The following is an 18,055-nucleotide window of genomic DNA, read 5'->3' as shown; positions in this document are numbered from 1 at the left end:
TCAGGCCCCGACGAGCTTCACCAGGTCGACGAGGCGGTTGGAGTAGCCCCACTCGTTGTCGTACCAGCCGACCACCTTCACCTGGTCGCCGATGACCTTGGTCAGGCCGGCGTCGAAGATGCAGGAGGACGGGTCGGTGACGATGTCCGAGGAGACGATCGGGTCCGTCGTGTACTTGAGGTAGCCCTTGAGCGGGCCCTCGGCAGCGGCCTTCACCACGGCGTTGACCTCGTCGACCGTGGTCTCGCGACCGACGGTGACGGTGAGGTCGGTGGCGGAGCCGGTCGGGACCGGGACGCGCAGCGCGTAGCCGTCGAGCTTGCCCTTGAGCTGCGGGAGCACCAGGCCGATCGCCTTCGCCGCACCGGTGGAGGTGGGGACGATGTTGATGGCGGCGGCGCGGGCGCGGCGCAGGTCGGAGTGCGGGCCGTCCTGCAGGTTCTGGTCCTGCGTGTAGGCGTGCACCGTGGTCATGAGGCCGCGCAGGATGCCGAACTCGTCGTCGATGGCCTTGGCCATCGGGGCGAGGCAGTTCGTGGTGCACGACGCGTTGGAGATGATGTTGTGGGCGGCGGCGTCGTAGTCGCCGTCGTTCACGCCCATGACGACCGTGATGTCCTCGTTCTTCGCCGGGGCGGAGATGATGACCTTCTTGGCGCCGCCGTCGAGGTGGGCCTTCGCCTTGGTGGCGTCGGTGAAGATGCCGGTCGACTCCACGACGACGTCCGCACCCAGCTCGCCCCAGGGGAGCTCAGCGGGGTTGCGCACGGCGAGGGCCTTGAAGCTCTTGCCGTTGACGGAGATCTCGTCGCCGGAGGTGGACACGCCCTCGAGACGGCCGAGGACCGAGTCGTAGGCGAGCAGGTGGGCGAGGGTCGCGTTGTCCGTGAGGTCGTTGACGCCGACGATCTCGACGTCAGCGCCCGACGCCTGGACGGCGCGGAAGAAGTTGCGGCCGATGCGGCCGAAGCCGTTGATGCCCACGCGGATGGTCACAGAGCGCCTCCATGAAGGGGTGGCAGGGGTCGCCACAGACCCTAGGGCACCTCAGGCGTCCAACATGTCAGGGGTCAGGTTGGCCTCGGTGCCCGGCATCCCGAGCTCCTGGGCGCGGCGGTCGGCCATGGCCAGCAGGCGGCGGATGCGGCCCGCCACGGCGTCCTTGCTCATCGGGGGGTCGGCGAGCGCACCGAGCTCCTCCAGGGAGGCCTGCTTGTGCTCCAGGCGCAGCGCGCCGGCCACCCGCAGGTGCTCGGGCACCTCCTCCCCGAGGATCTCCAGGGCGCGCTCCACGCGGGAGCCGGCGGCCACCGCGGCGCGCGCCGAGCGGCGCAGGTTGGCGTCGTCGAAGTTGGCCAGGCGGTTGGCGGTGGCGCGCACCTCCCGGCGCATCCGCCGCTCCTCCCACACGAGCTTCGCGCCGTGGGCGCCCAGGTGGGTGAGCAGGTCGCCGATGGCCTCGCCGTCACGGATGACCACGCGGTCGGTGCCGCGGACGTCGCGGGCCTTGGCCTGGATGTCGAGGCGGCGAGCGGCCCCCACCAGCGCCAGCGCGGCCTCGGGGCCGGGACAGGTGATCTCCAGGGCCGAGGAGCGGCCGGGCTCGGTGAGCGAGCCGTGCGCGAGGAACGCGCCGCGCCAGGCGGACTCGGCGTCGCAGACCGCACCGGCCACCACCTGGGGCGGCAGGCCGCGCACGGGACGGCCGCGCTGGTCGAGCAGCCCCGTCTGGTGGGCCAGCGACTCGGCGTTGTGCACCACCCTGACGACGTAGCGCGAGCCGCGCCGCAGCCCGCCGCCGGCCACCACGAGCACCTCGCTGGCCGCGCGGTACACGTCGGCCAGGTCGCGCCGCAGCCGGCGCGCGGCGGCGCCGGTGTCGAGCTCCGCCTCCACCACCACGCGGCCGGCGATGATGTGCAGGCCCCCCGCGAAGCGCAGCAGGGCCGACACCTCGGCCTTGCGGCAGCAGGAGCGCTGGATGGGAAGACGGCTGAGCTCGTCCTTCACCTGTGCCGTCAGTGCCATGCCAGCCATGGTGCCACCGCGACACGCCCGGGGGGACGACTCGCCGAATTCCACCGGTGTGACTAGGTCGGCCTGATCAGTCCGGGGCCAGGAGGGGGCTGGTCAGACCCTCTTCACCGCCCTCCGCCGGACCTCGACCGGAACGGCGCCTGCGCGACCACCACGCGGGGCCCGGCCTCCCCGGAGGTCAGGACACGTCGCCCCAGGAGCCCTCCAGCACGTCCCGCAGGGCGGCGGCCAGGCGCAGCGGGTCGTGCTCGGCGGTGCGCCCGCGGCGGACCTGGCGCAGCACGAGCCGCGCGCCGGCGTCCTCGGCGGCGGCCACCAGGGCCTCGACGTCCTCCACGGCGCTCGGGTCGGCCAGCACCACGTCGAACCGCAGCCCGCGGGCGTGGGCGGTGAGCGCCCGCACGTGCGCCGCGGGACTCAGGCCACTGGTCTCCCCCCTCTCGCTGACGAGGTTGAGCACCAGGCAGCGGCGGGCTCGGGTCTCGCGCAGGGCGGCGGCCAGGTCCGGCACCAGCAGGTGCGGCATGACGCTGGTGAACCAGCTGCCGGGACCCAGGACCACCCAGTCGGCGGCGCGGACCGCCTCGACCACCTCCGGGCGGGCCGGGGGGTCCACCGGCAGCAGGCGCACCTCCTCCACGGTGCCGCGCGTGGTGGCCACGGCCTTCTGGCCGCGCACCACCTCCCGGCGGGCGGGCGCCGAGCGCGTGGCGCTCACGCGCACGTCCGCCTCGATCTCCAGCGGCACGGACGACATCGGCAGCACCCGGCCGCGCGCGCCGAGCAGCCGGCCGACGAGGTCGAGCCCCTCGACGCTGTCACCCAGGCGCTGCCACAGGGCGGCGATGAGGAGGTTGCCGACGGCGTGGTCGGCCAGCGGCCCGTCCCCGGTGAAGCGGTGCTGCAGCACGTCGCGCCAGGTGCGGCCCCACTCGGTGTCGTCGCACAGCGCCGCGAGCGCCATCCGCAGGTCCCCCGGCGGCATGATGCCCAGCTCCGCGCGCAGGCGGCCGCTGGAGCCGCCGTCGTCGGCGACCGTGACGACGGCCGTGATCCTGTCCGACAGGTGCCGCAGCGCCTGCAGGGAGGCGGCCAGGCCGTGACCGCCGCCGCACGCGACGACGGCGGGGCCGGACCCCGGCTGCACACCGGGAGCGAGCCCGCTGCCGGGGCCGACGCCCGGTCTCACGCGGCCCTCACTCTCGCCCGAGGTCGCGGTGGGCGACCCGCAGCACGGGCGCCGGGTGCTCCTCGGCCCCCTCGGGCGGGGCCGACGACGAGGTGGCGGCGTCGGCGAGCGCCTGCAGCCGCGCGGCCAGCGCCTCCGTCATGGCCACGGAGCGGTGCTTGCCGCCCGTGCAGCCGATGGCGACGGTGGCGTACCGGCGGTGCTCTCGCTGGTAGCCCGCGATGACCGGCTGCAGGGCGGCGGCGTACCTGTCGAGGAACTCCTCCGCGCCGTCCTGCCCCAGCACGAAGCCGGCCACGGGCGCGTCCCGGCCGGTGAGGGGCCGCAGTTCGGGGATCCAGTGCGGGTTGGGCAGGAACCTCACGTCGACGACGTGGTCGGCGTCGGTGGGCAGGCCGTACTTGAAGCCGAACGACAGCAGCGTCAGCCGCAGCCGGGTGGCCTCGGCCTCGCCGAAGGCGCGGGTGATGGAGGCGGCGAGCTGGTGGACGTTGAGGTCGGAGGTGTCGATGACCACGTCGGCGGCCGCGCGCAGGTCGCGCAGGAGCTCGCGCTCGGTCTCGATGCCGTCGAGGATGCGCCCCTCCTCCTGCAGCGGGTGGGGCCGCCGCACGGACTCGAACCTGCGGACCAGCACCGCGTCGCTCGCCTCGAGGAAGAGGATGCTGCGCCGCACGCGGACCTCCGCCAGGGCCGCGGCGAGGTCGGCGGAGAACCCGCGGCCGCGCACGTCGAGCACCACGGCCACCTTGGGGACGGCGGTGGAGGTCTGCGCCGCGAGCTGCGCGAGCGGCCCGAGCATCTGCGGCGGCAGGTTGTCGACGACGTACCAGCCGAGGTCCTCCAGGACGTGGGCCACGGTCGACCGGCCCGCCCCGGACAGGCCGGTGATGACGAGCAGGTCGTGCTCGCCCTCCTGCTGGGGCGGCTGGGGAGGCTGCTGCTGGGGCTGAGGGTGCTCGGGCGGCGCGCTCACGCCGCCATCCTGGCCCATCGCGTCACTCCACGAGCTCCCCGGTGGCGGTGTCGACGGCCGGTGCGGGGGCGTCGGCGGCGAGCGCGGCGACCACGGCCGCCGCGGTCGCGGGGCCGACCCCTGGCACCTCGGCGACCTGCTCGGGGGTGGCGGCGCGCAGCGCCTTCAGCGTTCCGAACCTCGCCATGAGCGCCTGCTTGCGCGCCGGCCCGAGGCCGGGGACCCCGTCGAGGGCGCTCGTGGTCATCGTCTTGCTGCGCTTGGAGCGGTGGTGGCTGATGGCGAACCGGTGGGCCTCGTCGCGCAGGCGCTGCAGCAGGTAGAGGCCCTCGCTGGTGCGCGGCAGGACGACGGGGTGGTCCTCCCCCGGCAGCCACACCTCCTCCAGCCGCTTGGCCAGGCCGCACAGGGCGACGTCGGTGACGCCGACGTCCGCGAGCGCGGCCGCGGCGGCCTCGACCTGCGGCTGCCCGCCGTCGACGACGACGAGCTGCGGCGCGTAGGCGAAGCGGCGCGCGCGCCCGGTGGTGGGGTCGATGCCCGGCTGGACCTCTCCGCTGACAGGCCCGCTGACCTGCTCGACGAGCTCGCCGTCGCGGGCGCCGTCGGCGGCCTGCTGGTCGACGTGGCGGCGGAAGCGGCGGGTGAGCACCTCGTTCATCGACGCGAGGTCGTCCGTCCGGCCGTCGGGTCCGTCCCCGCGGACGTTGAACTTCCGGTACTCGCTCTTGCGCGGAAGGCCGTCCTCGAAGACGACCATGGACGCCACGACCTCGCTGCCCTGCAGGTGGGAGACGTCGTAGCACTCGATGCGCAGCGGGGCCTCGTCCAGCCCGAGCGCCTCCTGGAGCTCCTGCAGGGCCAGGGACCGGCTCGTGAGGTCCCCGCCGCGGCGGGTCTTGTGGAGGTTCAGGGCGCCGGTGGCGTTGCGCTCCACGGTCTCCAGCAGGGCCCGCTTGTCACCGCGCTGCGGGACGCGCACGTCCACCCGCGAACCCCGCAGGCGCGAGAGCCAGGCCGCGGTCTGCTCGGAGTCGGCCGGCTCGACGGGGACGAGCACCTCGCGCGGGACCTGCTCCCCCGGGCCACCGTCGTCGGCTCCTCCGTCGTCGGACGCTCCGCCGTAGACCTGCTGCAGCAGGTGCTGGACGAGGTCGGCGGTGGTGACGTCCTCGACCTTCTCCACCACCCACCCGCGCTGGCCGCGGACGCGGCCGCCGCGGACGTGGAAGACCTGGACGGCGGCCTCGAGCTCGTCCTCGGCGAGGGCGAAGACGTCGGCGTCGGTGGCGTCCGGGAGGACCACGGCGCTCTTCTCGAGGGCCTTGCGCAGCGCGCCGGCGTCGTCGCGCAGGCGCGCGGCCCGCTCGAAGTCCATCTCGGCGGCGGCCTCGCGCATCTGCGCCTCGACGCGCTTGACGTACTTGGCGGTGGAACCGCCCATGAAGTCGGCGAACTCCTGGGCCAGCGCGCGGTGCTCCTCGGGGCTGACCTTCCCGACGCAGGGCGCGGAGCACTTGTCGATGTACCCCAGCAGGCAGGGCCTGCCCACCTGGCCGGCGCGCTTGAAGACGCCCGTGGAGCAGGTGCGCACGGGGAAGACGCGCAGGAGCAGGTCGACGGTCTCGCGGATGGCCCAGGCGTGCGCGTAGGGCCCGAAGTAGCGGGTGCCCTTGCGCTTGGCGCCGCGCAGCACCTGGACCCGCGGGAACTCCTCGCCCATCGTCACCGCGAGGTAGGGGTAGGACTTGTCGTCGCGGTACTTGACGTTGAAGCGCGGGTCGTACTCCTTGATCCAGGAGTACTCCAGCTGGAGGGCCTCGACCTCGGTGCTCACCACCGTCCACTCGACGCTCGCAGCGGTGGTGACCATCGTGGCGGTGCGGGGGTGCAGCGCGTGCAGCGGCTGGAAGTAGTTGGCCAGCCGCTGCCGCAGGCTCTTGGCCTTGCCGACGTAGACCACGCGGCCCTGCGGGTCGCGGAACCGGTACACGCCCGGGGAGTCGGGCACCTCCCCCGGCTTCGGGCGGTAGGAGGCGGGGTTCGTCACCCGAGAAGCGTAAGCAGACCGTGCGACAGCCCGGCTCGGGCTCAGCCCGGCAGGACCTCGCGCCAGAGCTTCGCCTGGGCCCGACCCTCGACCACGTCGGCGAGGCCGGCCAAGGAGTGACCGCCGCCGTCCCACAGCGAGGAGTCGACCAGCGAGAGCAGGCCCCGGTCCGGGCCGGGCGCGCCGTTCGGCCGCACGAAGGTCAGCTTGTGGCGGGTGCCCCGCACGGTGGCCCGGAAGCCCCCGCCGAACCACCACCACGGCCACTGGACGTCGGTGAGCTCGGCCAGGCCCACGTCGAAGGCCGGCCCGTCGGCGTGCTCGGCCACCAGGACGAGGCGCCCCCCGGCGGCGACGAGGTAGCCGGGGTCGTTCATGATCCCGCGCAGCACCCACACCGGGCTGACGAGAACCTCGGCGGGGGCTGCACCGCTGGGCCGGCCGGGGGTGTGCTTGCTGGGGCTGTGCTGGCTGCTCATGGGACGACGGTGCCGCCGCGCCCTTGCGAGCCGCTTGCAGCCCGCTGGCGCTCAGCCCATGCGGCGGGGGTCGGCGGGCAGGCGCGGGTTGAGCAGGTGCGCGACCAGGGCCGTCCACCCCGTCTGGTGGGTGGCGCCGAGGCCCTCGCCGGTGTCGCCGTCGAAGAACTCGCTGAAGGTGACCTGCTCGCGCCACAGCGGGGAGTCGCTCGCCTCCACGCGGTCGCCGTCGGTGGGACGGCGGTCCCCGCGGGCGGGGTCGGGGCGGAACAGCGCGGTCAGCCCGCCGTCGATCAGGTCGGCGGCCTGGTCGAGGGTCACGACGTTGCCCGAGCCCGTGGGCACCTCGATCGTGAAGGTGTCGCCGTAGTGGCGGCCCATCGTGCGCAGCTTGTCGGCGAGGAGCACGTTGACCGGGAACCAGATCGGGCCGCGCCAGTTGGAGTTGCCGCCGAACAGGCCGGTGCGGCTCTCCCCCGGCTCGTACTCCAGGGACACGTCGCGCCCACCCACGTTGGCGTACACCTGGCCGGTGGAGCGCGAGAGGGACCGGATGCCGTAGGGCGTCCAGAACTCCTCGGTGTCGAACATCCGCTCCAGGATGCGGCGCAGCCGCTCCGGCCCCACGAGGGACAGCAGCATGCGCCGCCCGTCGGGGCCCGACCGCGAGCGCAGCGGGCCCATGACCTCCGGGCGGCGCCGCTGCAGCCACCGCAGGCGGGTGGTGACGTCGGGGCACTCGGTGGAGATCCACGCGGGCACCTCGGTGGCGCCGAGGATCGGCAGCAGGCCCACCATCGAGCGGACCCGCATCGGCTCGGCGTGGCCGGAGGGGTCGACGAGGACGTCGTAGAAGAAGCCGTCGTCGTCGTCCCAGAGCTTGGCGCCGCGGGTGCCGAAGCTGTTCATCGCCTGCGCGATGGACAGGAAGTGCTCGAGGAACTTGGTGGCGGTGTCGTCCCAGGCGCGGTCGTGCCGGCTCAGCTCGAGGGCGATCTTGAACATCTGCTGGCAGTAGAACGCCATCCAGCTGGTGGCGTCGGACTGCTCCAGGCGGTAGCCGGGCGGCAGCGGCGCGGACCTGTCGAACAGGGCGATGTTGTCCATCCCGAGGAAGCCGCCTTCGAAGAGGTTGGAGCCGGAGGCGTCCTTGCGGTTCACCCACCACGAGAAGTTCAGCAGCAGCTTGGTGAAGACGCGGATGAGGAAGTCGCGGTCGCGGTAGCCGTCGATCCGGTACACGTGCCAGGCGGCCCAGGCGTGCACGGGCGGGTTGACGTCGCCGAACTCCCACTCGTAGGCGGGCAGCTGGCCGTTGGGGTGCATGGCCCACTCGCGGCACATGAGCACCAGCTGCTCCTTGGCGAAGTCGGGGTCGACGTGCGCCAGGGGGATGGTGTGGAAGGCGGTGTCCCAGGCCGCGAACCAGGGGTACTCCCACTCGTCGGGCATGGAGATGACGTCGGCCAGGGCCACGTGGCGCCACGTGGTGTTGCGCCGTCCGGTCGCGTCGCGCTCGGCGGGGGACGGCGCACTGGGGTCGCCGTCGAGCCACTGCGCCACGTCGAACCTGTACAGCTGCTTGGTCCACAGCAGGCCCGCGTAGGCGCGGCGCGCCACGTGCCGGTCGGCCTCGGGCAGGGACGGGTCGATGACGGTCTCGTAGAACTCGTCGGCCTCGGCGCGGCGCGCGGCCACGACGTCGTCGAAGCCGGGGCCGAACGTGGCCTGCGTGGGGTCCGACGGCGTGAGGCGCAGGCGCACCGTGACCGTCTCCCCCGGCGCCACGCTCTTCCAGTGGTACCAGAACGCGGCCTTCGTGCCCGTGTCAGCGGGGTTCACGCCGCTGGAGTCGCCCTGGACGACGGCCCTGTCGACGCCGTCCTTGGGGAAGCGGGGGCTGCTGGAGCGCTGGTCGCCGAAGAGCAGCGCCGCGTTGGTCTCGTTGTCGCAGAACAGCACCGCCGGGGAGCCCTCGGCGGCCAGCACGTACCGGCCGAGGTACCCGTGCTCGGCCTCGACGGCCTCCAGGCCCGGCACGGTGAGGGTGGGGGCGAGCAGCTGGCTGAGCACGCCGCGGCGCAGGTCGCGCCCCCAGGACCAGGTGTTGCGGAACCACAGCTGCGGCAGCAGGTGCAGTGGCGCGGCCTCCGGGCCGTGGTTGGTCGCCTCGACGACCACGCAGACGTCATCGGGGGCTGCCTTGGCGTAGGTGACCTGCACGTCGAAGAAGCGGTCCTCGTCGAGGACGCCGGTGTCGGACAGCTCGAACTCGCGCTCGTCCCGGCTGCGGCGGGCGTTCTCCTCCCGCAGCCGCTGGTAGGGGAACTCCGCCTGCGGGTACCGGTACAGCCACTGGGCCCAGGAGTGCGTGGGCGTGCCGTCCACGGCCCACCAGTGCTCCTTGGCGTCCTCGCCGTGGTTGCCCTCCTCGTTGGTGAGGCCGAACAGGCGCTCCTTGAGGAAGGGGTCCTTGCCGTTCCACATCGCCACAGCCAGGTTGAGGAAGCCGAACCTGTCGCAGAACCCGCCCAGGCCGTCCTCGCCCCAGCGGTAGGCGCGGGAGCGGGCGTGGTCGAAGGGGAAGGAGCGCCACGCGTCGCCGTCGGCGGAGTAGTCCTCGCGGACGGTGCCCCACTGGCGCCCCGCCAGGTACGGGCCCCACAGGCGCCACGGGCCCGCGGAGCCGGTGCACTCGTCGAGCCGCGCGTGCTCGGCGGTCTGCGGCGGCACGACGGGCTCGGCGTGGTGGCCGACCGGGGCCGTCGTCGCGTCGGGGCCCGCAGGCGCAGCGGGCCCGGTGGCGCCGGCGGTGGTCGAGGCGTCGCGAGAGGCGCCGGCGGGAGAGCCGCCGGTGGGAGCGGAGGGCACGGCGACACCCTGCCACCTGACGGGCCCGCGCGTGCTGACGCCCCGCGACCCCGTGGCCCGGACCCGCCTCGGAACGCGCGTCTGCCCCTCGGCCGACGGGCAGGAGGCCCTCCAGGTGCCGCTCGGGCGACTCGCCGGTCCTCAGGTCGTCGGAGCATCTTCGAGGACGTCGAGGCGACCTCCGGCGGCGCCGGAGGCTCGGCGTCGGCACGCTGCACGTCTTCGTCGGGTGGGCGGGGCCGCGCACGACCGCCCTGCAGGTGGCCCCGGCACCGAGAGCCGTGAGAACGGCTCCCAGCCCGTGGTGGCTGTGGTCCTCCACGGCCGCGCCCGCAGCCGGCCGTCGGCCGTGGAGGACGGCGGGGTCGCCTTCGCCGTGCCGCGGCTGCAGGTGCCTGACGCGGCCCTCACCGGAGCCGCTGTGCGGGACGGCGCGGTACCGGCTCCGCCGTACGAGCGGTTCCGCGATCCCGCGCGCGCCGGGCGTCGTCCTGCTGGCAGGAGCCGTTGGGCTCCTCGTGGGGCCGCAGCCGCTGCGGGATGGCGGACCGCCTCTCTGGTCCGCGAGCGGACGGGAGGCGGCCCGCGCGAGCTCAGCTGACGAGGAGCTGGTCGCCCTCCTGCGTCACGGTCTTGGCGGGCAGCGGTGAGGTGGCCGGGCCCTGCAGCACCTCACCGTCCTTGCCGGCGTCGAAGACGCTGCCGTGCAGCGGACAGCGCACCTCGGTGCCCTGGTCGGCCTGGACCTTGCCACCGGCGTGGGTGCAGACCGCCGAGAACGCGACGTACTGGCCGGCCGTGGGCTGCGCCAGCACCACGTCCTCGCCCCCCACCTGCACGACCACCGCGGTGCCCTCGGGCACCTCGGAGGCCGCGACCCCGGCGCCCGAGCCGCTGCCACCGGCAGCGGAGCTGTCCGAGCCGGAGGCGGAGGCGGTGTCGCCACCTGCGGACCCGGCGGGCTCGCCGGTGCCGCCGCACGCGGCGAGCAGGCCGGCGGCGCCGAGCACGGCGCCGCCGGCCCCGGCGCGCGCGAGCAGGGCCCGGCGCGAGCACGGCAGCACGCGTGCAGAGATCTCTTCCGCGGGAGCGGCTGAGGAGGGGTCGGTCGTGGCGTGGCGGGACTCGGCTGTCTGCGGTTCCGTCGTCATGAGGTGAGGCTAGGCGCTGCGGCTGCGTCCTTCCTGACGTCGACGGCGCTGACCTCCGTGCCGCGCTGGCGCGCGGTCTCCAGCACGGGGCCGAGGAAGCGGCCGGTGTGGCTGCCGGTCTTCTCGTGCGCGGCGGCGAGCTGCTCGGGGGTGCCCGCGGCGATGAGCTTGCCACCGCCGGAGCCGCCCTCGGGACCCATGTCGAGCACCCAGTCCGCGCTCTTGATGACGTCGAGGTTGTGCTCGATGACCACCACCGTGTTGCCCTTGTCCGCCAGGCCCTGGAGCACCTCCAGGAGCTTGCGGACGTCTTCGAAGTGCAGACCCGTCGTGGGCTCGTCGAGCACGTAGACCGTGCGGCCCGTGGAGCGGCGCTGCAGCTCGCTGGCGAGCTTGACGCGCTGCGCCTCGCCACCCGACAGCGTGGGCGCCGGCTGGCCGAGGCGGACGTAGCCGAGCCCCACGTCGACCAGGGTCTTGAGGTAGCGGGCGATGCGCGGCACCGCGGCGAAGAACTCGGCGGCCTCCTCGATGGGCATGTCGAGCACGTCGGCCACGGTCTTGCCCTTGAAGTGGACCTCGAGGGTCTCGCGGTTGTACCGCGCCCCGTGGCAGACCTCGCACGGCACGTAGACGTCCGGGAGGAAGTTCATCTCGATCTTGATGGTGCCGTCGCCGCTGCAGTGCTCGCAGCGGCCGCCCTTGACGTTGAAGGAGAACCGCCCCGCCTGGTAGCCGCGCACCTTCGCCTCGGTGGTCTCCGCGAACAGCGAGCGCACCACGTCCCAGACGCCGGTGTAGGTGGCGGGGTTCGAGCGCGGGGTGCGGCCGATGGGGCTCTGGTCGACGTGGACCACCTTGTCGAGCTGGTCCACGCCCTCGACGCGGGTGTGGCGCCCGGGCACCTGGCGGGCGCCGTTGAGCCGGTTGGCCAGCACCTTGTAGAGGATGTCGTTCACCAGGCTGGACTTGCCCGAGCCCGACACGCCCGTCACGACCGTGAGCACGCCGAGCGGCAGCTCGACGTCGATGCCGCGCAGGTTGTTCTCGCGCGCCCCGACCACCTTCACCACCCGCTCGCGGTCCACCGGGCGGCGCTCCGCGGGCACGGGGACGGCGCGTCGCCCTGCGAGGTAGTCGCCGGTCATGGAGCCGGTGTTGGCCAGGAGCTCGGCGACGGGTCCGGAGTGGACCACCTGGCCCCCGTGCTCGCCGGCGCCCGGGCCGATGTCGACCACCCAGTCGGCCACGTGGATGGTGTCCTCGTCGTGCTCGACCACGATGAGGGTGTTGCCCAGGTCGCGCAGGCGCGTGAGGGTCTCGATGAGGCGGCGGTTGTCGCGCTGGTGCAGTCCGATGCTCGGCTCGTCGAGCACGTAGAGCACGCCCACCAGGCCCGACCCGATCTGCGTGGCCAGGCGGATGCGCTGCGCCTCACCGCCCGACAGCGTTCCGGAGGCCCTGTCGAGCGACAGGTAGGTGAGGCCGACGTCGACGAGGAACTGGACGCGCGCCAGCACCTCCTTGAGGACGGCGGCGGCGATCTGCGCCTCCCGGGCGGTGAGCTCGAGGGTGTCGAGCCACCCGCGCAGCTCGGCGACCGGCAGGGCGCAGGCCTGGGCGATGGACTTTCCGCCCACCGTGACGGCCAGCACCTCGGGGCGCAGGCGCGCGCCGCCGCAGACGCGGCACGGGACCTCGCGCATGTAGCCCTCGAGGCGCTCGCGCGAGCTGTCGGACTCGGTCTCGGAGTGGCGTCGCTTGATGAAGGGCAGGACGCCCTCGAAGCCGGTGGTGTACGAGCGCTCGCGCCCCCAGCGGTTCTTGTAGGTGACGTGCACCTCGTAGCCCTCGCCGTTCAGCAGCGCCTGCGTGGCGCGCTCCGGCAGGGCCCGCCACGGGACGTCGACGGAGAAGCCGAGCTGCTGGGCCAGGCCGCCGATGAGCCGCTGGTGGTACTCGCTGCTGCCGGCCCCGTTCCAGGGGGCGATCGCCCCCTCGGCGAGGGTCTGGTCGGGGTCGGGGACGACCAGCTCGGGGTCGACCTCGAGGCGCGTGCCGATGCCCGAGCACTCCGGGCAGGCGCCGTAGGGGGCGTTGAAGGAGAAGGTGCGCGGCTCGACCTCCTCCAGTGCGAGGGGGTGGTCGTTGGGGCAGGCGAGCTTCTCCGAGAAGCGCATCACCGTCGGGCCGTCGGACGACGCGCTGCTCTCCTCGCCGTCGGCCGGCTTCCGCTCGACCAGCTCCACGAGGAGCACGCCGTCCGCCAGGCCGAGGGCGGTCTCCACGGAGTCGGTGAGGCGTCGCTGCACGCCCTCGCGCATGACGAGGCGGTCGACCACCACCTCGATGGTGTGCTTCTTGCGCTTGTCGAGGGTCGGGCGGCTCGCGGCGTCGCTCAGCTGCAGCGTCTCGCCGTCCACCCGCACCCGGGCGTAGCCCTTGGCCTGCAGGTCGGTGAACAGGTCGACGAACTCGCCCTTGCGGCCGCGGACCACGGGCGCCAGCACCTGGAACCGCGTCGTCTCCGGGAGCTCCAGGAGCCTGTCGACGATCTGCTGCGGGGTCTGGCGCGCCACCGGCTCCCCGCAGGTCGGGCAGTGCGCGCGCCCCGCCCGCGCCCACAGCAGGCGCAGGTAGTCGTAGATCTCGGTGATCGTGCCGACGGTGGAGCGGGGGTTGCGGCTGGTCGACTTCTGATCGATCGAGACCGCGGGCGAGAGCCCCTCGATGAAGTCGACGTCGGGCTTGTCCATCTGGCCCAGGAACTGGCGGGCGTAGGCGGACAGCGACTCGACGTAGCGGCGCTGGCCCTCGGCGAAGATCGTGTCGAACGCCAGGCTGGACTTGCCCGAGCCCGACAGGCCCGTGAACACGATCATCGCGTCGCGGGGGAGGTCCAGGGAGACGTCCTTGAGGTTGTGCTCACGGGCGCCTTGCACGACGAGTCGATCCACGGACGTCAACTGTAGGTCGCACCACCGACAGCGCGACCGAGCGCGCGACGGCGGGCGACCTGGGTCACACCCGCCGCCGCACCAGGGGTCACACGGCGGGGAAGGTCTCGGTGGGCTCGGGGCCGCCGCTGCCGGCCGGGTAGGTCTCCAGCGGCACCTCGTCGGCCTCCCACGCGGCGATGACGGGGGCGAGGATCCGCCAGCAGTCCTCGGCGGTGTCGCCGCGCACCGACAGCAGCGGGTCGCCGTCGAGCACGCCGGCGAGGACCTCGCCGTAGGCCGGCAGCTGGGAGTCGCCCAGCTGCGCGCTCAGGGTGGCCTCCTCGAGGTCGAAGGGGTCGCCCTCGGCGTTCACCGTCAGGTCGAGGTTGATGGTCCCCGGCTTGAACGAGAGCCTCAGCCTCGTGGGGCGCGCCTCGCCGCGCAGGCCCTCCATGAGGTGGGGCACCGGCTTGAAGGTGATGACCGCCTCCTTGCGGGCCCGCCCCAGGCCCTTGCCCGATCGCAGCCGGAACGGCACGCCCGCCCAGCGCCAGGTGTCGACGTGCAGCACCACCTCGGCGAGGGTCTCGGTCTGGCGAGAGGGGTCGACGCCGTCCTCGGACTGGTAGTCGGGCAGGTCGCGCTCCCCCATGCGCCCGGCCGTGTAGACGGCTCGCCGGCTGGCCTCCTGCGGGGAGCCGGCCAGGCGCGTGGCCCGCAGCAGCTGGGCCTTGCGGTCCCGGAACTCGCGCTCGTCGAGGGCGGCGGGGGCGTCCATGGCGAGCACGGCGAGCACCTGCAGCAGGTGGCTCTGGATCATGTCCTTCAGCGCGCCGGCCCTGTCGTAGTACCGGGCCCTGCCCTCGAGGCCGAGGTCCTCGTCGTAGACGACGTCCACCCGCTCGACGTGGCTGGCGTTCCACGTCGGCTCGAAGAGCCGGTTGGCGAAGCGCACGCCGAAGACGTTGAGCACCGCGGAGGTGCCCAGGAAGTGGTCGACCCGGTGCACGTGCTCCTCGGGGACGAGCTGGGCGACCACCTCGTTGAGGTGGTGGGCCGAGGCCTCGTCGGAGCCGAACGGCTTCTCCATGACCAGCCGGGTGCTCTCCGGCAGCTGCTTGCCGACGAGGTTCTCGCAGGCCGTGGCCGTGATGGCGGGTGGGAGGGCGAAGTAGACCGCCACCGGGGCGGTGCAGGAGTGCAGGAGGTCGGTCAGCGCGTCCGGGTCGGTGACGTCCACCTGCCGGTAGCGGCTGGCGTCGCGGACGGCGCACACCGCCTCCCAGCCTCCGGGGCGGTCGGCGTCCTCGTGGTGCTCCGCGTCGGCGAAGGCCTTCGTGACGACCTCGCGCCAGCGGTCGTCGTCCCAGTCCTCCGAGCCCGCCCCCACCAGCTGCAGGGACGCCCCGTGGCCGTGGCCCGGGTCCTCGTTGCGGTCGGAGACGAGCAGGCGGGCCAACCCGGGCAGCAGGAGGCGGGAGGCGAGGTCACCGCTGGCGCCCAGCACCAGCAGGGTGGCGACGGGGTCGCCGCCGGAGTGGCCCCGCGCTCCGGAGGCCCCGTGGCCGCCGCCGCCGGGCTGCTCGGGTCCGCTGCTGCCGCCGCGACCGCTCTCGGTACCGCCGGTCGCCTGCTCCTCGCGCTCGCTCACGGCCCTCAGCCTGCCGAAGATCGGGGACGGGTGCACGATGACGCCGTGCCAGCGACCACCACCGACCAGCAGTCCGACCAGCAGTCCGACCAGCGAGCCGACCAGCGAGCCGACCAGCCGCGGCACTGGATCGAGGACTACGCCCTCGTGGGCGACTGCCACACCGCGGCCCTGGTGAGCGAGCGCGGGTCGATCGACTGGATGTGCCTGCCGCGGTTCGACTCTCCCGCGGCGTTCGCGGCGCTGCTGGGGACCCGCGAGCACGGCCACTGGACCATCGCGCCGCCCGAGGACGGGCCGGCGGTGGTGTCGGTGGAGCGCGCCTACGAGGGCGACTCCTTCCTGCTGCGCACCCGGTGGACGCTGGAGGACGGCGGCGTGGTGGACGTCGTCGACTGCATGCCCATGGGGGACCGGCGCGCCGACCTCGTGCGGCGGGTGGTCGGTGTGTCGGGTGACGTGGAGCTGCGCCAGGAGCTGGTGATCCGCTTCGGGTACGGCTCGGTGGTGCCGTGGGTCCGCCGGGTGGGCGGCAAGGGTGACGCGGCGAAGGGGCTGCTGGCCAGCGCCGGCCCGGACGCGGTGCTGCTGCGGACCACCGGCAAGCTGCCCAAGGCGAAGGGGCGCACCCACGTCGGCAAGGTCAAGGTGTCCGCGGGGCAGGTGGTCGACACCGTGCTCACCTGGTACCCGTCCCACCGCGAGCCGCCGGCGGCGATGTCCGTCTCCGACCGCCTCGAGGCCACCCGCCGGTGGTGGCACGAGTGGGCGGCGCGCGGCGACGGTCCGGCGGCGGAGGGTCCGTACGCCGCCGCCGTCGTCCGCTCCCTGCTGGTGCTGCGGGCCCTCACCCACGAGGACACCGGCGGCATCGTCGCGGCCGCCACGACGTCGCTGCCCGAGATGCCCGGAGGCACCCGCAACTGGGACTACCGCTTCTGCTGGCTGCGCGACGCGGCCCTCACGCTCGAGGCGCTCCTGGAGCACGGGTACACCGAGGAGGCGCGGGAGTGGCGGGGGTGGCTGCTGCGCGCCATCGCCGGAGACCCCGAGGACGTGCAGATCATGTACGCGGTGGACGGCGCGCGGGACCTGCCCGAGCGCGAGCTGGACCACCTGCCCGGCTTCGGCGGCGCGAAGCCGGTGCGGATCGGCAACGGCGCGGTCGAGCAGTACCAGGCGGACGTGCTCGGCGAGGTGATGGTGGCGCTCGACGCCGCGCGCCGCGCGGGGCTGGCGGAGGACGAGTTCTCCTGGCCGATGCAGCGCGCCCTCCTCGACTTCGTGGTGTCGCACAGCGACCGCAAGGACTCCGGCATCTGGGAGATGCGCGGGCCGGAGCAGTTCTACGTGCACTCACGGGTCATGGTGTGGGCCGCGCTGGACCGCGGCGTGCGCGCCGTGCGCGAGAGGGGCCTCGACGGGCCCGCGGAGCAGTGGGAGGTCCTGCGCGACCAGGTGCGCGACGAGGTCCTCGAGCACGGCGTCGACACCGGGACGCCCGACCGACCCGGTCGCGGCTGCTTCGTGCAGCACTACGGGACGCGCGAGGTGGACGCCTCGCTGCTGCAGCTGCCTCAGGTGGGCTTCGTCGAGCCCGACCACCCGGCGATGCTCGCCACCGTGGCCGCGATCGAGTCCGACCTCCTGCCGGACGGGCTGGTGCTGCGCTACCGCACCGAGGCGTCCTCCGACGGCCTCCCCCCCGGCGAGCACCCGTTCCTGGCCTGCTCGTTCTGGCTCGTGGAGCAGTACGCCCGCAGCGGCCGGGCCGAGGCCGGGCACGCCCTCATGCGCCGCCTGCTGGAGCTGCGCAACGACGTCGGCCTGCTCTCCGAGGAGTATGACGTGCACGGGGGCCACCAGCTGGGCAACACTCCGCAGGCGCTGTCCCACCTGGCGCTCGTGAGAGCGGCGGACGCGCTGGCCGCGGCGGACCAGCGCGCAGGACGGCCCGACGGACAGGAGCTGGAGCGCTGATGCTGGACCTGCGGACGGTCTCGGTGGGGCCGATGGACAACCGCGCCCACCTGCTGACGGACGCCGTGCCGGGAGGCAGCGGCGCCTGGCTGCTCGTCGACGCGGCGGCCGAGCCCGACCGGCTCCTGGAGCTGCTGGAGGAGGCCCTGCCGGCGGAGCGCCGGGGCCAGGGCCTGGTGGTGACGACGCACCGCCACGACGACCACACCGGCGCCCTCGTCCGCTTCGCGGCCGCCACCGGCGCCACCACCGCGGCTGGCGACGACGACGCCGACGCGCTGCCGCTGGCGCCCGACCGCCGCCTGCGCCACGGCGACGTCGTGCGCGTCGGCGAGCACGAGCTGGGCGTCACGGCCCTGCGCGGTCACACACCGGGGTCGGTGGCGCTGCTGCTGCCGGCGGGGGCGCTGCCCGGGGCCGAGGGCGAGGTGGCGCACCTGTTCACCGGTGACTCCCTGTTCCCGGGCGGGCCGGGCAGGACGTGGTCGCCGGAGGACTTCACCTCGCTCATGGACGACCTGGAGGAGCGCGTCTTCGCCGTCCTGCCCGACAGCACCGTGGTGCACCCCGGCCACGGGGAGACCACGACGCTCGGCGCCGAGAGGCCGCGCCTGGGCGAGTACCGGGCGCGCGGCTGGTGACCTCCCCCTGAGACGACCCGGCACGGTCTGAGAACGTCGTGCGCACGCAAGGGGCCGTCGTCCTCCCCCGCGGGGAGGACGACGGCCCTTG

Annotated in this window: 12 protein-coding genes; 2 read left to right on the top strand and 10 right to left on the bottom strand. The window is 73.9% G+C overall.

Annotation, left to right across the window (positions count from 1 at the left end; translation table 11 throughout):
• The 10 genes from gap to FMM08_RS04560 all read right to left on the bottom strand — a co-directional run bounded on the left by gap (position 1) and on the right by FMM08_RS04560 (position 15,343).
• Positions 1-996: a type I glyceraldehyde-3-phosphate dehydrogenase gene (gene gap / locus FMM08_RS04605; protein WP_147925154.1), complete on the bottom strand. Its 996-nt coding sequence runs from the start codon at positions 994-996 to the stop codon at positions 1-3.
• 51 nt (positions 997-1,047) lie between these two features.
• Positions 1,048-2,028: a DNA-binding protein WhiA gene (gene whiA, locus FMM08_RS04600; RefSeq protein ID WP_147925153.1), complete on the bottom strand. Its 981-nt coding sequence runs from the start codon at positions 2,026-2,028 to the stop codon at positions 1,048-1,050.
• Between the two features lie 187 nt (positions 2,029-2,215).
• On the bottom strand, positions 2,216-3,226 hold the full coding sequence (locus tag FMM08_RS04595) for a gluconeogenesis factor YvcK family protein (RefSeq protein WP_255472049.1): 1,011 nt from the start codon (positions 3,224-3,226) through the stop codon (positions 2,216-2,218).
• A gap of 7 nt (positions 3,227-3,233) precedes the next feature.
• On the bottom strand, positions 3,234-4,202 hold the full coding sequence (gene rapZ, locus FMM08_RS04590) for an RNase adapter RapZ (protein ID WP_255472048.1): 969 nt from the start codon (positions 4,200-4,202) through the stop codon (positions 3,234-3,236).
• Positions 4,203-4,224: 22 nt separating this feature from the next.
• Positions 4,225-6,252: an excinuclease ABC subunit UvrC gene (uvrC, locus tag FMM08_RS04585; RefSeq protein ID WP_147925151.1), complete on the bottom strand. Its 2,028-nt coding sequence runs from the start codon at positions 6,250-6,252 to the stop codon at positions 4,225-4,227.
• Positions 6,253-6,293: 41 nt separating this feature from the next.
• Positions 6,294-6,731, bottom strand: a complete 438-nt coding sequence (locus FMM08_RS04580) for a hypothetical protein (RefSeq protein WP_147925150.1) — start codon at positions 6,729-6,731, stop codon at positions 6,294-6,296.
• A gap of 51 nt (positions 6,732-6,782) precedes the next feature.
• Positions 6,783-9,464 (bottom strand): MGH1-like glycoside hydrolase domain-containing protein, encoded by a 2,682-nt coding sequence (locus FMM08_RS04575; RefSeq protein ID WP_147925321.1) that lies wholly within the window; start codon positions 9,462-9,464, stop codon positions 6,783-6,785.
• A 731-nt stretch (positions 9,465-10,195) separates the two neighbouring features.
• Positions 10,196-10,753 (bottom strand): Rieske (2Fe-2S) protein, encoded by a 558-nt coding sequence (locus tag FMM08_RS04570; RefSeq protein ID WP_147925149.1) that lies wholly within the window; start codon positions 10,751-10,753, stop codon positions 10,196-10,198.
• Positions 10,750-13,710, bottom strand: a complete 2,961-nt coding sequence (gene uvrA, locus FMM08_RS04565; RefSeq protein ID WP_255472045.1) for an excinuclease ABC subunit UvrA — start codon at positions 13,708-13,710, stop codon at positions 10,750-10,752. The genes FMM08_RS04570 and uvrA overlap by 4 nt, the downstream gene beginning before the upstream one ends.
• An 88-nt stretch (positions 13,711-13,798) precedes the next feature.
• Complete coding sequence (locus FMM08_RS04560) at positions 13,799-15,343, bottom strand: glucose-6-phosphate dehydrogenase (protein WP_147925148.1); 1,545 nt, start codon at positions 15,341-15,343, stop codon at positions 13,799-13,801.
• Between the two features lie 129 nt (positions 15,344-15,472).
• Between FMM08_RS04560 and FMM08_RS04555 the strand changes: the two genes are divergently transcribed.
• Positions 15,473-17,323, top strand: a complete 1,851-nt coding sequence (locus tag FMM08_RS04555; RefSeq protein WP_222710441.1) for a glycoside hydrolase family 15 protein — start codon at positions 15,473-15,475, stop codon at positions 17,321-17,323.
• Complete coding sequence (locus FMM08_RS04550) at positions 17,323-17,964, top strand: MBL fold metallo-hydrolase (RefSeq protein WP_147925147.1); 642 nt, start codon at positions 17,323-17,325, stop codon at positions 17,962-17,964. Before FMM08_RS04555 ends, FMM08_RS04550 begins: the two co-directional genes overlap by 1 nt.
• Positions 17,965-18,055 lie beyond the last annotated feature (91 nt).

Origin of the sequence: Quadrisphaera setariae (genome assembly GCF_008041935.1) — a bacterium.
GTDB lineage: Bacteria > Actinomycetota > Actinomycetes > Actinomycetales > Quadrisphaeraceae > Quadrisphaera > Quadrisphaera setariae.
The sequence above is the reverse complement of the archived record's forward strand: the minus strand, read 5'-3'. Positions and strand labels throughout refer to the sequence as shown.

Excerpts from the sequence above, each read along its gene's own strand:
- FMM08_RS04580 (WP_147925150.1), bottom strand. The coding sequence starts at position 6,731 with ATGAGCAGCCAGCACAGCCCCAGCAAGCACACCCCCGGCCGGCCCAGC.
- whiA (WP_147925153.1), bottom strand. The coding sequence starts at position 2,028 with ATGGCACTGACGGCACAGGTGAAGGACGAGCTCAGCCGTCTTCCCATC.
- FMM08_RS04550 (WP_147925147.1), top strand. The coding sequence starts at position 17,323 with ATGCTGGACCTGCGGACGGTCTCGGTGGGGCCGATGGACAACCGCGCC.
- FMM08_RS04570 (WP_147925149.1), bottom strand. The coding sequence starts at position 10,753 with ATGACGACGGAACCGCAGACAGCCGAGTCCCGCCACGCCACGACCGAC.